General features: G+C 44.6%; 11 protein-coding genes. 9 read left to right on the forward strand and 2 right to left on the reverse strand.

Translation table 11 applies throughout. The features are described 5' to 3' along the window. Positions 1–37 precede the first annotated feature (37 nt). From AB1A65_RS09250 to AB1A65_RS09290, 9 genes are all read left to right on the forward strand, one after another. Entirely contained in the window at positions 38–3,547 is a 3,510-nt protein-coding gene (locus AB1A65_RS09250) for a VCBS repeat-containing protein (RefSeq protein ID WP_366588144.1), read from the forward strand. Further along, complete coding sequence (locus AB1A65_RS09255; RefSeq protein WP_366588147.1) at positions 3,534–4,613, forward strand: glycoside hydrolase family 43 protein; 1,080 nt, start codon at positions 3,534–3,536, stop codon at positions 4,611–4,613. The genes AB1A65_RS09250 and AB1A65_RS09255 overlap by 14 nt, the downstream gene beginning before the upstream one ends. Further along, complete coding sequence (locus AB1A65_RS09260) at positions 4,603–5,697, forward strand: glycoside hydrolase family 43 protein (protein WP_366588149.1); 1,095 nt, start codon at positions 4,603–4,605, stop codon at positions 5,695–5,697. The genes AB1A65_RS09255 and AB1A65_RS09260 overlap by 11 nt, the downstream gene beginning before the upstream one ends. 28 nt (positions 5,698–5,725) lie before the next feature. Beyond that, a complete protein-coding gene (locus AB1A65_RS09265; protein WP_366588151.1) occupies positions 5,726–6,736 on the forward strand; it encodes a glycoside hydrolase family 43 protein in 1,011 nt (336 codons plus the stop codon). Positions 6,737–6,953: 217 nt separating this feature from the next. After that, positions 6,954–8,024, forward strand: coding sequence for a glycoside hydrolase family 2 TIM barrel-domain containing protein (locus tag AB1A65_RS09270; protein WP_366588153.1), 1,071 nt, complete (start codon positions 6,954–6,956; stop codon positions 8,022–8,024). A gap of 119 nt (positions 8,025–8,143) precedes the next feature. Further along, entirely contained in the window at positions 8,144–9,199 is a 1,056-nt protein-coding gene (locus AB1A65_RS09275; RefSeq protein WP_366588156.1) for an aldose epimerase family protein, read from the forward strand. Between the two features lie 24 nt (positions 9,200–9,223). Further along, complete coding sequence (gene galK, locus AB1A65_RS09280; protein ID WP_366588159.1) at positions 9,224–10,405, forward strand: galactokinase; 1,182 nt, start codon at positions 9,224–9,226, stop codon at positions 10,403–10,405. Further along, positions 10,398–11,450 (forward strand): UDP-glucose--hexose-1-phosphate uridylyltransferase, encoded by a 1,053-nt coding sequence (locus AB1A65_RS09285; RefSeq protein ID WP_366588162.1) that lies wholly within the window; start codon positions 10,398–10,400, stop codon positions 11,448–11,450. Before galK ends, AB1A65_RS09285 begins: the two co-directional genes overlap by 8 nt. Positions 11,451–11,503: 53 nt before the next feature. After that, complete coding sequence (locus AB1A65_RS09290; protein ID WP_366588165.1) at positions 11,504–13,165, forward strand: sodium/sugar symporter; 1,662 nt, start codon at positions 11,504–11,506, stop codon at positions 13,163–13,165. A gap of 231 nt (positions 13,166–13,396) precedes the next feature. On the opposite strand, the gene AB1A65_RS09295 is transcribed toward AB1A65_RS09290, so the two are convergent. Together AB1A65_RS09295 and AB1A65_RS09300 are read right to left on the reverse strand one after the other, a co-directional pair. Continuing rightward, positions 13,397–13,774 carry a hypothetical protein gene (locus AB1A65_RS09295; RefSeq protein WP_366588168.1) on the reverse strand — a complete coding sequence of 126 codons (378 nt, stop codon included), beginning with the start codon at positions 13,772–13,774 and terminating at the stop codon, positions 13,397–13,399. 15 nt (positions 13,775–13,789) lie between these two features. Further along, positions 13,790–15,625, reverse strand: coding sequence for an ATP-binding protein (locus tag AB1A65_RS09300; RefSeq protein WP_366588171.1), 1,836 nt, complete (start codon positions 15,623–15,625; stop codon positions 13,790–13,792). Positions 15,626–15,639: the final 14 nt, after the last annotated feature.

Here is a 15,639-nt window from a genome sequence, read left to right on the forward strand (position 1 = left end):
TTTTGTGGCTTGTTCTGAAAAGCATCCTGAACCAAAAATGTTCAAACAGATATCCAGTACCCATTCCGGGATTCATTTTAACAATGAGATACAGCGTTTTGAAAGTGATACCCTCAACGCCTTGGAATATGATGTGTTGTTCAACGGCGCGGGAGTAGGAATAGGTGATTTCAATGCAGATGGACTTCAGGACATCTTCTTTGCAGGAAATCTGGTGTCCTCCCAATTGTATATAAATCAGGGAGACTTTAAGTTTCTTGAAGTCACTGAACAAGCTGGTGTCACCACCACAAAGTGGTGCACTGGGGTTTCGGTGGCAGATGTCAACCAAGATGGATTGTTGGATATGTATGTGTCCGTTGCCCATGCTTCGGGATCTAAGGAAGAAAGGTCGAACCTGTTGTTCATCAACCAAGGAAACAATGCAGATGGAATTCCCATTTTTGAAGAGCTGAGCAAAGCATATGGCCTAGCCGATGATGGATTTTCCATACAATCAGTTTTCTTCGATTATGACAAAGATGGCGACCTGGATTGCTACATTCTTAGCAACGCCATGGAAAAAACAGGTCGTAACCAACTTCACAAAAAACGTAACAATGGTAAGAGCCCTTCCAACGATAGACTATACGAGAACAAGGGACTTGTAAATGGTCATCCAACTTTTGAAAATGTGACTCTTGGTGCTGGTATCTTAAAAGAGGGCCACGGACTTGGGGTTTGTGTAACAGACTTGAATCAAGACGGATGGCTGGATGTGTACTGCGCCAACGATTTTGTTTCCAACGACAATATCTGGATCAACAATCAGGATGGCACATTCGTGGACAAATCGGAGGAGTATTTAAAGCACACTTCATACAACAGTATGGGAGTGGATATTCAGGATGTGAACAATGACGGACTTTCAGACATCTGTGTGGTGGATATGTTGCCCGAGGAAGAACAACGAAGAAAAATGATGGTCATGAAGACCAACCGGGACTTTTTTAGCATGGCCAAAGGTCTTGGCTATCAAGAAGAGTATGTTAGAAATGTGTTGCAACTCAATCAAGGGAACAACCAAGAAGGGAACCTTCGATTCAGTGAAATAGGCCAGTTAGCAGGAATTCATGCTACAGATTGGAGCTGGGCACCTCTTTTAGCTGATTTTGACAATGACGGATTAAAGGATTTGGTGGTCACCAATGGTTATCGTCGCGATATTACCAATTTGGACTATGCGGTGTACCTAAACCAAGAAGCAGCCTTTCAAGGCAAGAACCAAGAGGAGGCACGTCAGAATCGAATCAAAAAATTATATGAACTACCGGAAATTAAATTGCAGAACTACATTTTTAGGAATAACGGGGATTTGACTTTTAAAAATGCTTCGGAAACATGGGGACTACAAGAAAGTACCTATTCCAACGGTGCAGCTTATGCCGATTTTGATAATGATGGCGATCTCGATTTGGTATTCAACAACATCGATTCTAAGGCAAGCTTGTACCGGAACGAACTTATTTCATCTTCTACTTCTGAAATCACTAAAACCAAAAACGAATCCCATTTTGTGCGACTGCAATTAAAGTCCGATACAGGCGAGAGTAAAGAAGTTGGTGCAAAAGTACGGGTCTTGCTTCCTTCGGGGGAACTGAAATATCAGGAAAACCTACCCGTAAGAGGCTACATGTCATCGGTTGATCCTACACTTTCTTTTGGGTTGGGAAATAACATCAGCTTTAGGGTGGAAGTGGTTTGGGCCGATGGCAAAATACAGCAGTTACATGGTTTAGCTCCTGATGCCCTTCATATCATAAAATATGAGGCTGAAGAAGAGCCGCTATTGACTGCCCAACCTTCAGAACAACAAATTTTTGAACTGCTGAATGCGGATAGTTTGGGATTGACCTACAAACATGATGAGTATGCTTTTGATGAATTCAAACGCACCTTCTCCCTACATCAACAATACAACCAACTTTCTCCGGGCATGGCCATAGCCGATGTGGATAACAATGGTCTCGATGATATTTTCATAGGGGCGGATTCCAAACGATTGCGAACCATCTACCTTCAAAAAACACCGGGAAAATTTGAAGCCTTGCCTCAGGGAGAGAACAATATGGAAGATATGGGCGCACTTCTTTTTGATGCCGACGGTGACGGTGACAAGGATTTGTACGTGGTGAGTGGGGGAAGTGTCAACCTAAAGGAAGATGATTATATCTACAATGATCGTCTGTATTTGAATGATGGGAAAGGCAATATGTCCCGGTCCCAAAGCCTGATTCCCAAAACACGCTTTAGTGGCAGTGTTGTGGTAGCTGCCGATTATGATCGCGATGGAGACCTTGATATTTTTAGGGGTAGCAGAGTTGCCGTTGGCGAATTTCCAAAATCACCGGACAGTTATTTGTTGCGAAATGAGGATGGGATTTTCAATGATGTGGCCAATACGGTAGATGGGTTGCAAAATGTGGGCATGGTAAGCGCTGCCCTGTGGACCGATTATAATCTGGATGGATGGTATGATTTAGTGGTGGTGGGTGAATTTATGCCCATAACCTTCTTCCAGAATCATGAAGGAACCCTGAAAATGGATAGAGAAGCTACCATTCCCAATTCAAGCGGATGGTGGAACAGTATAACCGCTGGCGATTATGACAAAGACGGAGACATGGATTATATCGCCGGGAACCTTGGGCTAAATAGTCAATATAAAGCCTATCCAGATCGGCCTTTAAAAGTATTTGGATCGGATTTTGACCATAATGGAACCAACGACCCCATTTTGAGCTATCATAAAAATGGGAAGGATGTTCCCGTGGCCGTTCGGGATGTAATGCAAGAACAATTGAGCCTCACCCACAAGCGATTTGGAACGTATGACGCTTATTCAAAAGCTTCCATAAACGATATTTTCAGCAAAAAGGAACTGGAAAGCGCTATTGTACTTTCTGCCACCGAAATGCGCAGTTGCTACATAGAAAACAAAGGAAATTCAAAGTTTGTTCTAAAACCCTTGCCCAACGAAGTGCAGTTCTCTCCTGTTTTTGGGACGCTGGCCAATGATTTTAATTCAGATGGATTTTTAGATGTGCTGTTAGTGGGTAACTCAGAATCTTTTGAAACCTACACAGGACCATACAATGCTTCTTTGGGCACATTGTTGCTAGGAAATGGAAATGGGGATTTCACCTATGTTCCGCAATCCAACTCTGGGCTGTACTTGGATTATGACCAAAAAGCGCTGGGGATGGTAAATGCGGGCAATGAAAATTTGGTTGTGGTAACCAACAACAATGCAGCTGTACAATTGCTAAGGGCTTCAGTGGCATCAAATGGCGAATTTATATCGCTTAAAGCTAATGAAGCATCACTCGAAATGATATTGGATAGTGGGAAGGCTGAACGCAAGGAAATCGGATACGGCAGTGGATATTTAACCCAATCATCAAGAGGCATTTTTATTCCGACCAGCAGTATAAAACAAGTCAATGTCTATGATTTTGCTGGAAATCAGACGCGTACCATAAAAACCAATCAACATGAACCAAACTGAAAGAATACAGAATTTGAAAATGAATTTGGTGTATCGCATATTGTGTTTAGTTGCTGTGATGGGGTCTATGAACTTAACTGCCCAGCAACCCGATATACCGGGGCAGGTTTCTGAAGGTGAATCGCCAAAAAATGAGGCCTATCTTTTTGCCCACATGACCCATGAGGATTATGGACGATTGTATTACTCGGTTAGTTTGGATGGATTGCATTGGCAACGTTTGAACAATGGAGAACGAGTTTTTGATGCATATCAGGGTCATCCGGATATCTGCAAAGGCCCAGATGGGAAATATTATATTTTGGGCAATACCAGTGATTCCTCACCTGATATCAATATTTGGGTATCGGATGACTTGATTAGCTGGAAGAAACACGGGGTATATACGCCCAACCTTAAACAAACTCCAGATTATTCAGAGGCGCTACAACGTATTGGAGCACCTAAACTTTTTTATGATGAAGCTTCGGCACAATTTGTCATGACCTGGCATACGCCGCATAAAGAAGGCACCAAAACGGACCCAGAACGGTATTGGGCAAGTCAAAGGACTTTGTATGTGCTTTCAAAGGATTTGAAGACATTTTCCGATACCCCCAAAAAACTTTTTGATTGGAACATTGGCACTATTGATGTCATCATCAGAAAAGTGGAGGACACTTATTTTGCCATCATAAAGGATGAAACCTACCCAACCTTGTACTGGCCAACCGGAAAGACGATACGGATTGCTCGGTCAGATTCCTTATTGGGGCCATATTCCTTCCCATCGGATCCCATAAGTCCGAATTTTAGGGAGGCACCAACCCTAATTCCCTCCCCTAATAATAAAGTTTGGTACCTGTATTATGAGCAATATCCCGGGGTTTCCTATGGGCTCTCCGTGTCCGATAATTTGAATGGTCCTTGGTATCAAGCATCAGGATATACATTTTACAGTGATTGGGATAAGTATGCATTGCCCAAAGAGGTTAGGCATGGTTGCATGATTACCATTTCAAAAAAAGAATATAACCAACTAGTTGAAAAATTTGAGATTGTTAAAGAAGAATTCAATGAAAAATAGAAGAAGATCAAGAGTTTATGGACCCCTTATTGCGGTATTGGGTTTTTGTTTGATTTCATGCCAGGAGCGGACAGAAAAGAAAGAAACGGCAGAAAGTGAACAACCCCAGAAAGAGACGTTCATCAACCCATTGTTGCCATCTGGTCCAGATCCATTCAACATATACCATGACGGATACTATTATTACACCAGTACAGAGGGTAACAAACTGGTTTTGAGAAAGGTAAAAAACCTAGCAAATCTTAGTGAAGCCGAGACCAAGACAATCTGGACCCCACCGGAGGGGACGGTATACTCCCATGATATTTGGGCACCAGAAGTCCATTTTATTGATGGAAAGTGGTACGTGTATTTTGCAGCAGATGATGGCAATAACGAGACCCATAGAATGTATGTAGTGGAAAACCCGAACGAAAACCCCTTTCAAGGCACTTTTGAATTTAAGGGAAAGATAGCCGCAACTACGGACAAATGGGCCATTGATGGTAATGTCTTTAAGCACGATGGGCAATTGTATATGCTTTGGTCTGGGTGGGAAGGCGATGCCAACGGGCAGCAAGATATTTTTATCGCCAAAATGAAGAATCCTTTGGAGATTGAAGGGGATCGTGTAAAAATTTCGTCACCAACCCACGAGTGGGAAAGGCATTGGAATGAGGGAACTTCAGACAGTAATCCTCCCGAAGTATATGTAAATGAAGGGCCGCAATTTTTGTCTCATGATGATAAAATATTTATCGTGTTCTCCGCTAGCGGATGTTGGACCGATTATTATTCATTGGGATTGTTAACGTTTACCGGAACGGACAATTTATTGGATCCAGAAGCTTGGGTAAAGTCTGATGAACCCATATTCACCCAATCACCGGAAAATGGAGTGTATGGTCCCGGGCACAATTCCTTTTTTAAGTCACCCAATGGCAAAGAGGATTGGATTTTATACCACGCCAATTCAGAACCGGGGCAAGGATGCGGTTCGCATCGCTCACCAAGGATGCAGATGATCCAATGGAGTGAGGAAGGCTATCCTATTCTTGGGACGCCCAAATCCGAGGAAGAGGTTATTGAAATACCTTCCGAATAGTATGCAATAACCACCTAATAATAGAAGTTTGAAAAATTTACAAAACATACTGGTCTACGTGATTTCCATTTTCTTCTTTCAGATGGGGATAGGTCAGGATGGGAATACATTCACCAATCCCATTCTAGAGGACGGAGCGGACCCCTATGCCATGCTGCATGACAATGAATATTATTATTTCATGGTAACAAGGGGAAACCGCTTGGAACTTTGGTCCACCAAAGACCTTACCCAAGTGGAGAACATTGGTTCAAAAACTGTATGGAACGCTCCCAGTGAGGGGGAAAACAGTTGTTGCATTTGGGCGCCAGAAATCCATAATGCCGATGGAAAGTGGTACATCTATTATACTGCTGCTGATGCATCCAATGAAGGAGATCACTCTAGATATGTCTTTGTTCTGGAGAACAGCCACCAAGATCCAATGCAAGGGGAGTGGATGGATAAGGGAAAAATTAACACAAAATACAGTGGAATAGATGGGTCTATTTTCAAATACGGCGATAAACGGTATTTTATGTATTCACCCTATGTAGATGACCATAGCGATATAGCCATCGCCACCATGTCCAATCCTTGGACCTTAAATGATGATGAAATCATTTTGGCTGCTCCCAAATATGATTGGGAGAAAACCGGGGAGAGAAGTATTCTGGAGGGACCTTCATTTTTAGAGGGGCCAGGGGATGAGGTCTTTATTGTGTATTCGGCGGGAGCCTGTTGGGACGATAATTATTCCTTGGGCATGTTAGCTGCCAAGAAGGATTCAGATTTTACCAAAGCCACCTCTTGGAAGCGGTTTTCTAAAGCGGTCTTTGAATTTTCCACAGAAAACAATGTGTATGGTCCAGGCCACCATAGTATCACCACCTCCAATGATCCCAGCGAACATTGGCTGGTGTATCATGCAAAGGACAAACCCGAATTGGGATGTTCCCAACGGAGTACAAGAATTCAACGGTTTGGTTGGGATAAAGAAGGAAGGCCGGATTTTGGTACGCCATGGCCATTGGAAAAGGTTATTCAAAAACCAAAATAAAACCAAAAATTAATTGAGTACGAGTGTTAGTTAGTTTGAATTAGATTGTTTGAGTTTAGTTAATGGAAATTATCGGGCTTTGAAAAAGGCCCGGTAATTCTATTCTTCAACTTCCCTCAAACAGCATAGCCTATTCCGATTTCAAGGTCGATACTAATTCCAAAACCGAAGCACTCAAAAATATTTAAGTGTGAATCAAAAAAATAACCAGATTATTATGAAGCGAATATTGATTACAGGGCTGTTTTTATGTGCAATCCTTGTGGCAAATGCCCAAGAAAATGTTTTGGAAAAGAATAAATGGTCAAAAGAAAAAGCAAGTGAATGGTATGCCAAACAAAAATGGATTACAGGAGCCAATTTTGTGCCCAGTACAGCAATCAACCAATTGGAAATGTGGCAATCCAGCACATTTGATCCAGAGACCATTGATCGTGAGTTGGGTTATGCCGAAGGTATAGGGTTCAACACCATGAGGGTATACCTGCACAGTTTGGCCTATAAAGCAAATCCAAAGGATTTCAAGAAAAATATGGAAACCTATTTGCAAATTGCAAACAAGCACGGTATTAAAACCATGTTTGTATTTTTTGACGACGTTTGGGGAAAGGACCCAAAAATTGGAAAGCAGCCTGAACCCATTACAGGAACCCATAATTCGGGTTGGATGCAAGATCCGGGAGACCCGGCATCCAAGAATGAAGAGAATTTCCCAGCTTTGGAAGTTTATGTGAAGGACATCTTGAACACATTCACCAATGATGATCGTATACTCTTGTGGGACCTTTACAACGAACCCGGAAACACAGATAAGCTCACAAGTTCAATGCCCCTTTTAAAAGCAATTTTCACGTGGGCCAGGGAGGTCAACCCAAGCCAACCATTGAGCGCAGGTCTTTGGCGCTGGGATTTTCAAGAGCTCAATAAGTTCCAAGCAGCCAATTCAGATATCCTTACCTATCACCATTATGATGATGAGAAAAAACATCAACATGTAATCAATCTTTTAAAAACCCACGGTAGGCCTATGATTTGTACCGAATATATGGCACGGACCAACAACAGCCGTTTTTCCAATATCCTGCCTGTTTTGAAAAAGGAAAATATAGGAGCAATCAATTGGGGGTTGGTAAATGGAAAATCCAATACCATATATGCGTGGAATACTCCTATTGAAGACGGAAGTGAGCCCATTGAGTGGTTTCATGATATATTTAGAAAGGATGGCACTCCTTACAGACAAGATGAGGCTGATTTAATCAAGAAGCTAAATGGTGTAATGAAATGATCAAACGAGCAAAGAGTAAATTTACCTGGTCGTTAATAGCATTATTTGTGGTTATATTGTGCCTATCTTGCAAAACAAATCAGGAAAACAACAGCAAAAGTGATACCCAACTAACCGCAATGGCCAATACCATAAAGGAAGAAGGTTTTAACACAACAATTGATGGCAAATCCGTAAAGTTGTTTTGGTTGCAGCGGAAAGATTTAAAAATGGCCATGACCAACTATGGCGGACGTATAATTAGTCTATTTGTGACGGACAAAAATGGAAACCGTATTGATGTCAATATTGGTCGCAGCAATATTAAGGAATATATTGAATCACCTGAGGCCTACTTTGGTGCCACAATTGGAAGGGTAGGTAACCGTATTGCAAGTGGTAGGTTTACCATTGACGGCAACGGATATGACTTGCCTACCAACGACAATAGAAATACCCTGCATGGGGGATATAAAGGATTTCAAGATGTGGTTTGGGATGCCGAACAGTCCAATGAGCATACATTAATTTTAACCTATACCTCTCCTGATATGGAAGAAGGTTTCCCCGGAAATTTACAAGCGAAGGTAACCTACTCCCTCACTGAGAACAATGCCGTCAGAATTGAATATGAGGCGACTACGGATAAACCTACAGTGATAAATTTAACCAACCATGCCTATTTTAATCTTAATGGGGAAGGTAGCGGTACAATTTTGAATCATAAGTTGCAGATCAATGCCGACAGATTTACGCCCGTGGATTCTGGACTCATTCCTACCGGAGAGTTGAGAGAGGTAGCCTCAACCCCATTTGATTTTAGAAAACAGCATACTATCGGAGAGCGTATTGAAGTGGCCAATGAACAGTTGGAATTTGGAAATGGCTATGACCATAACTATGTTTTAAATGGTGATGAAAATGGTTTGCACCATGCAGCAAAGGTTATTGGTGATAAATCGGGAGTTGTCATGGAGGTGTTCACTGAAGAGCCTGGAATACAATTTTATAGTGGAAATTTTATGGATTCAAAGAACACCTTAAAATCTGGAGCAAAAGACGATTTTAGAACTGCATTTTGTTTGGAAACACAGCATTTTCCAGATTCACCCAACCAACCAGAATTTCCATCCATGCAGTTAAATCCAGGTGATATATATCATACGGTTACTGAATACAGGTTTTCGGTGAAATGAACATAAATTTAATTTTTACGGTAGTTGATAAAGGATACCAACTTAATGGAAGATAGAATAAAAGAGAGCTTGGATAAGGCAGAAGTCACATATGACCTGGAGGTTTCCTCCCCCGGGAGGGTGAATTTGATCGGGGAGCACACGGACTACAATGATGGGTTCGTTCTGCCAGCGGCCATTGACAAACGCATTCTCATGAGATTTAGGGCCAATGGCAGCAGGACCAGGTGCACCGTTAAGAGCAAGGGCTTTGACAGTGTCCTGGTGGTGGACCTTTCAAAAATGGACAGGGGCACCGAGGGTTGGCACAATTATGTACTGGGCGTTCTGGATGAGATTCAGTTGCTCACAGCGGGCCTAAGGGGGTTTGACTGTGAGATGGAGACGGACATACCCGTGGGATCGGGGGTAAGCTCCTCCGCGGCCCTGGAATGTGGTCTGGCCTTTGGCCTGAACGAGCTTTTCGGTCTGGGACTGGACCGCTGGCAGATGATCAAACTGGGGCAAAGGGCGGAACATAACTTTGTGGGCACCCAATGTGGGATCATGGACCAGTTTTCCTCCGTTATGGGGCGAAAGGACCATTCCATGTTACTGGATTGCCGATCGCTCGATTTCGAGTACATTCCCACCCATATGGCCCCCTATGTGATCTTGATGCTCAACACCAACGTAAAACACAATCTTTCCACCAGCGCTTACAATGACAGGAAGGAGGAGAGCTCTTCGGGCCTCAAGATCGTGGCCGAGCGCCATGGCGTCCCCAATTCGTTCAGGGAGATAACCTTGGACATGGTCAACGGGTGCAGGGAAGATCTTGGCGAACTGCGCTACAGGAGGTGCAGTTATGTGCTTGAGGAGAACCAAAGGGTCCTGGAGGCAGTGGAGTGCCTGAAGAACAATGATCTGACCAGTTTGGGGAAGCTTTTGTACGAGTCGCACCGGGGACAGAGCGAAAAGTACGAGATCAGTTGTCCCGAGCTTGATTTTTTGGTGGATTTCTCAAGGGATTGGGAAGAAGTGCTCGGCGCCCGGATGGTCGGTGGCGGTTTCGGGGGGTGCACACTGAACATCATCCACAGGGATGCCGTCGACAGTTTTGTGGATGCGGCAAGCGAGGCCTACAAAAAGAAGTTTTCCATTGGACTGTCCCCGTTCCAGACCGTCCCCAGTGAAGGGACCGCAATAATCAATGGACATGGCTGAAGACCGATTGAACCAAGTACCGCACCGTAGGTACAACATCCTTACCGGGGAGTGGGTACTGGTGTCGCCCCACCGTACCAAACGGCCCTGGCAGGGCAAACAGGAGAAGTTGCCTGCCTTGGACAAACCATCGTACGACAAAGAATGTTATCTGTGCCCGGGAAACCATAGGGCAAGTGGGCAGACCAATCCCGATTATAAGGACGTGTTCAGTTTTGCCAATGATTTTTCGGCATTGCTGCCAGATACGCCCAAGGAGGTATATAACGAAGGGCTTTTATTGGGAAAGAGCGAGACCGGCATATGCAAGGTGGTCTGTTTCTCGCCGGATCACTCGCTGACCCTTCCGCTGATGGAAGTTACGGCCATAGAGAAAGTGGTCTCCCTGTGGCAGAAAGAATACACGGAACTGGGCGCGCGCACGGATATAGGGCACGTACAGATCTTTGAGAACAAGGGGGCCATCATGGGATGCAGCAATCCCCACCCACATGGACAGATCTGGGCACAGGGCTCCGTACCACGGGAAGTGGAGAGTAAGACCGTCCACCAGGGAGAATATTGGGAAGAGAACCAAAGGAGCCTTTTGGGCGATTATCTGGAACAAGAGCTTCAACTAAGGGAACGGATCGTTGCGGAGAACGGTCATTTTGTGGCCCTGGTGCCCTATTGGGCGGTATGGCCCTATGAGGTGATGATCGTTCCCCGAAGGCACCATCCCGACATTGCCCAAATGAGGGGGGAGGAAAAGAGGGACTTTGCGGGGATGATCAAGATTGTGACCACAAAGTACGACAACCTTTTTGGGACCTCGTTTCCCTATTCATCCGGGATACACCAGCGGCCCACGGACGGGGAGGAGCATGCGGGGTGGCATTTCCACATGTCGTTCTATCCACCCCTGTTGCGTTCGGCCACGGTGAAGAAGTTCATGGTCGGATACGAAATGTTTGCCAGCCCGCAACGAGATATCACCGCCGAGCAGGCGGCCCGGACCCTGGCCCAGCTCCCTACAGAGCACTATTCCAAAATGGATGGCCATTGAAATGAGTGTTGGCCGACAAACAAAAATGAACCGATAACGAACAACCAATGATTATGGAAAGCAGTTTTGAATTTTGGGACTATCTGGTCTTTGTGCTCTATGCACTGGTGATATTGACGGTGGGGCTCTGGGTCTCGCGGACCAAGAAGGGGGAGAAAAAGAGTACGGAGGACTATTTTTTGGCGAGCAAATCCCTGCCGTGGTGGGCCATAGGGGCCTCTTTGATAGCGGCGAACATTTCCGCGGAACAGTTCATCGGGATGTCGGGCTCGGGCTTTGCCCTTGGACTGGGGATTGCCTCGTATGAATGGATGGGCGCCCTCACGCTCCTTATCGTGGGAAAGTACTTTCTGCCCATTTTCATCGAGAAGGGACTGTACACCATCCCGGAGTTCATAGAGAAGCGCTTCTCCACAAACTTGAAATCCATATTGGCGGTGTTCTGGGTCTGCCTCTATATTTTTGTGAACCTCACCTCTGTACTGTACCTGGGCGGATTGGCCCTGGAGACCATTTTGGGGGTCGACATGATCTACGCCATCATTGGCCTGGGGCTCTTCGCGGCGGCTTATTCCCTCTACGGTGGATTGGCGGCGGTGGCCTGGACGGACATCATACAGGTGGTGTTCCTGGTCCTTGGGGGTCTGGTGACGACCTATTTGGCCCTGGACACGGTGTCCGGTGGTGCGGGGGTGATGGCAGGGCTCGGAACTGTCTTCGAGACCGTTCCGGGACATTTTGACATGATCTTGGACAAAACCAACCCGGAATATGTGAACCTGCCCGGTATCGGGGTGCTTGTAGGGGGACTTTGGGTGGCGAACCTGTATTACTGGGGGTTCAACCAGTATATCATACAGCGTACGCTGGCGGCCAAGTCCCTGAAGGAGTCCCAAAAGGGGATCTTGTTCGCCGCTTTGTTGAAATTGGTTATCCCGCTCATCGTTGTGATCCCGGGAATCGCGGCCTATGTCATTGTCAATGATCCGGGCCTATTATCCGGACTGGGGGAACAGGGACTTGCCAACATCCCTTCCTCTGGAGCTTCCGATAAGGCATACCCTTGGTTGATGCAGTTCTTGCCCACGGGGCTGAAAGGGGTGGCCATTGCGGCCCTGGCGGCGGCCATTGTGTCCTCACTGGCCTCCATGTTGAACTCCACCTCCACCATTTTCACCATGGACATCTACAAACAGCACATCAATGAAAGCGCAAACAATAGGAAACTTGTTGGGGTAGGCCGGCTTTCGGCGGCGGTGGCTCTGGTAATAGCTATGGTTGTGGCACCTCTTTTGGGGGGATTGGACCAGGCCTTTCAATTTATCCAGGAATATACCGGAGTGGTGAGCCCTGGTATCCTGGCCGTTTTCCTTTTGGGGCTTTTTTGGAAGAAGACCACCAACCGGGGCGCCATCATCGGGGTGCTGGCCTCCATGCCCGTGGCCATGTTCTTCAAGGTGGGGCCCAAGGGGTGGGCGGACGGAAGTGCACTTGAATCCCTTTTCCCGTCCCTACCGTGGATGGACCAAATGGGCCTGACCTGTTTGATCACCCTGGCGGTCATTATGCTGGTCAGTTATGTACAAACCAATGGTAAGGATGACCCCAAGGGCATTGAGCTTAAAAAGGATACCTTCAGGACCGGACCGCTTTTCAACATAGGGGCATTTGCGATCATGGTGATACTGACGGTGATCTATGCGCTGTTTTGGTAAGTAAAAAGGAACATGGACGATTCATGGGCTTCAACTAAATGATGTCAATCGGAACAGCTATTTTTCCAAGATTGGTAAACTCAATCTTAACATCAATGACGAGCAATGGATTGATTGGATACGATGTCAAATCTATTAATTTGGCATCTTCATCACCAATACTTATAACTTTAGGATAGGTAGGGGTTAACTATTGACGAAACAACTAATCTAACCGATATGTGGACAAAATTATTTGGGGTTTTTATCCGCCAAAGGATTGGGATAGTTGTCAGACTGGTCCTCAACCGTTTCATCAAGACAGACAAAATCTTTTTCAACCAAAAGAAAAAGTTGTTTTCTGTTGGTCAAATCTACTACACTTTGGTACCCAACCCTATCAGATGTGGCCCAGGTTGTCCTTTCTTCGTCCGGAAGGTATAGGGTAATAGTGTTGTTTTCAAACGACGCTGCAAGTGAGGTAGCATCCTTTTTGGCCTTTAGGACATAAGTAAATCGAGAATTGCCAAAATCCGTTGTTTCTTTGTAAGAGCCTTCTTTGCAAAAAGTCTCAACCTCTGTCTTTGTCAACCGGTACCGTATAGAATTTCCCTTTATCCGTATCTTCATGGCTTTAGTTCTAATTTACTGTTCAACCTCTTGTTTTGTTTCACAAAGATTGTAATTTATTGTAACGCGTGTTCCCTCTCCAGGAGTTGAATTGATAAAAAGCCTTCCATTGATATAGCTTATTCGTTCTTTCATAAAAAACACGCCCATTCCACCATCGCTGGTATTTTTCGGGCGCTTTTCCAAAATGGACGGGTCAAACCCTTTTCCATCATCATCAATAACCACGCTCAATAAATTATTTTTAAGGTTAATGGTCACCAAAATATAATTGGCATCCGCATATTTTATGGCGTTGTTCACCGCTTCTTGGGTGACCCTATAAATATTGGTCTCTGCCAAAGAGTCGAAACGGGTATTCTCCTCTGCTTTGTTTTCAAACAGGATGTTTTTACCTGTAAGTTTACTCAATTCCGTGGTCATTTTATGCAGGGCAGGAAAAATGCCATGGTCCCCGAGTTCTGGTGGGGTAAGGTTAAAAGTGGCCGTTCTTACACCTTTTATCAAGTCTGAAGTTAGGTCTTTTAAATACTCAATTTTTTCTTTGGTCTTTTGTTTGTTCGTTAGGTTGATGGATTCAATATTAAAACGTAGGGCCGTCAGCATTTGGCCTATTCCATCATGGATATCCTTGGCAATTCGCTTACGCTCTTCCTCTTGGCTTTCAACGATTAAACCAGCCTGAACCTGTTTCTGCTTCACGCGCTCTTCATAATTTTGAAGCGTGAGTTGTTCCACCTTTTTCTGATTCTGCATGCGTTCGGTAATATCGGAACACAGCAGGAGAATACTTTGTTTTTTGTTGGACGGATGGATAGGGATGATGGAAATATCCAACCATAGCTTTTTACCGCTTTTGGTGGTTATTTCAATTTCCTCCGATCTTATATTTTTTCGGGGTTTGGTCAGAATTTCGCTGAGATACTGCTGTTGTCCGTCATCTGTGGTCAGGAGCTCGGGGAGGTGGGTGTTGGGAGCAATTTTTGGTTCTTCAAGAAGCGTAAGGAACTTTTTACTGATAAAAACAACCGAACCATCACTCCTGGCACTGGCAAACAGGGCCGCATTGTCTATCACAAAGTTCAGCTCCTTTAATTCTTGAAGCGATTTTTCCTTTTCCTCAAATATTTTCTTGATTTCCTGAGCATCTTGATCGGATTTTAATTTGCTTTTGACCAAGTCACGGATGGTTTCCCTGATCTGTATGGACAAAGGCCTAAAAATGAAGAGTACTTCCAAAAACAAAATCAACAGTGAAAAGGCCAATAGGAGGTATTCCTTTACCTTTAAATTTTGTAATTGTTCCTTGCTGATGGTATCGTATGCATTTACAATAGTGTCCATTTTTTCCAGAAAAGGCCCTTCATTGGCCAGTAAAATGTTAAGTTGATTTTCATTTTTCAAGGAATCCGGAGTTGCTAGCATAGACGCTACCGCATTTACCATGGCGTTATGGTATGGAGAGAGTTCGTTGAAATGTTGCAGTATGGTCGTATTATTCTCTTTGGGGAGTCCAATGCTGTCGTTTCCATTTTGAAGCCCATCGTGCGAAACTTTCCAAATGGTAAGGGTGTTTCGCAATCTTTGTAAAAGCTCTTCCCGTTGCAATTCTGTAAGATGAGTGGAGTGTAGCAGCATGGCCTCTTTCACCAGCTTTTGACTGTAAGCTCTCTGTCTTCCCGCAACATTTATCACCCTAGAGTCATCTAACTGATCATTAAGGTGTCTTTGGATTAAAATTTGGGCAATAACAATGGTTAGGGCAATAGCAGCAAGGGCGAGAAGATACCATTTTCGTATCCGTAAAAATGTGGATACATCCAAAGTCTGTTGTTGGTTATTTCTGCCCATTTTCAGATACGTAC

Source organism: Allomuricauda sp. ANG21, assembly GCF_040705235.1.
GTDB classification, from domain to species: domain Bacteria; phylum Bacteroidota; class Bacteroidia; order Flavobacteriales; family Flavobacteriaceae; genus Flagellimonas; species Flagellimonas marina.

What these genes read in the sequence shown, in the direction of transcription:
- AB1A65_RS09250 (WP_366588144.1), top strand. Translation starts at nt 38, where the DNA reads ATGTTCAAACAGATATCCAGTACCCATTCCGGGATTCATTTTAACAAT.
- AB1A65_RS09255 (WP_366588147.1), top strand. Translation starts at nt 3,534, where the DNA reads ATGAACCAAACTGAAAGAATACAGAATTTGAAAATGAATTTGGTGTAT.
- AB1A65_RS09260 (WP_366588149.1), top strand. Translation starts at nt 4,603, where the DNA reads ATGAAAAATAGAAGAAGATCAAGAGTTTATGGACCCCTTATTGCGGTA.
- AB1A65_RS09270 (WP_366588153.1), top strand. Translation starts at nt 6,954, where the DNA reads ATGAAGCGAATATTGATTACAGGGCTGTTTTTATGTGCAATCCTTGTG.
- AB1A65_RS09275 (WP_366588156.1), top strand. Translation starts at nt 8,144, where the DNA reads ATGGCCAATACCATAAAGGAAGAAGGTTTTAACACAACAATTGATGGC.
- AB1A65_RS09285 (WP_366588162.1), top strand. Translation starts at nt 10,398, where the DNA reads ATGGCTGAAGACCGATTGAACCAAGTACCGCACCGTAGGTACAACATC.
- AB1A65_RS09290 (WP_366588165.1), top strand. Translation starts at nt 11,504, where the DNA reads ATGGAAAGCAGTTTTGAATTTTGGGACTATCTGGTCTTTGTGCTCTAT.
- AB1A65_RS09295 (WP_366588168.1), bottom strand. Translation starts at nt 13,774, where the DNA reads ATGAAGATACGGATAAAGGGAAATTCTATACGGTACCGGTTGACAAAG.
- AB1A65_RS09300 (WP_366588171.1), bottom strand. Translation starts at nt 15,625, where the DNA reads ATGGGCAGAAATAACCAACAACAGACTTTGGATGTATCCACATTTTTA.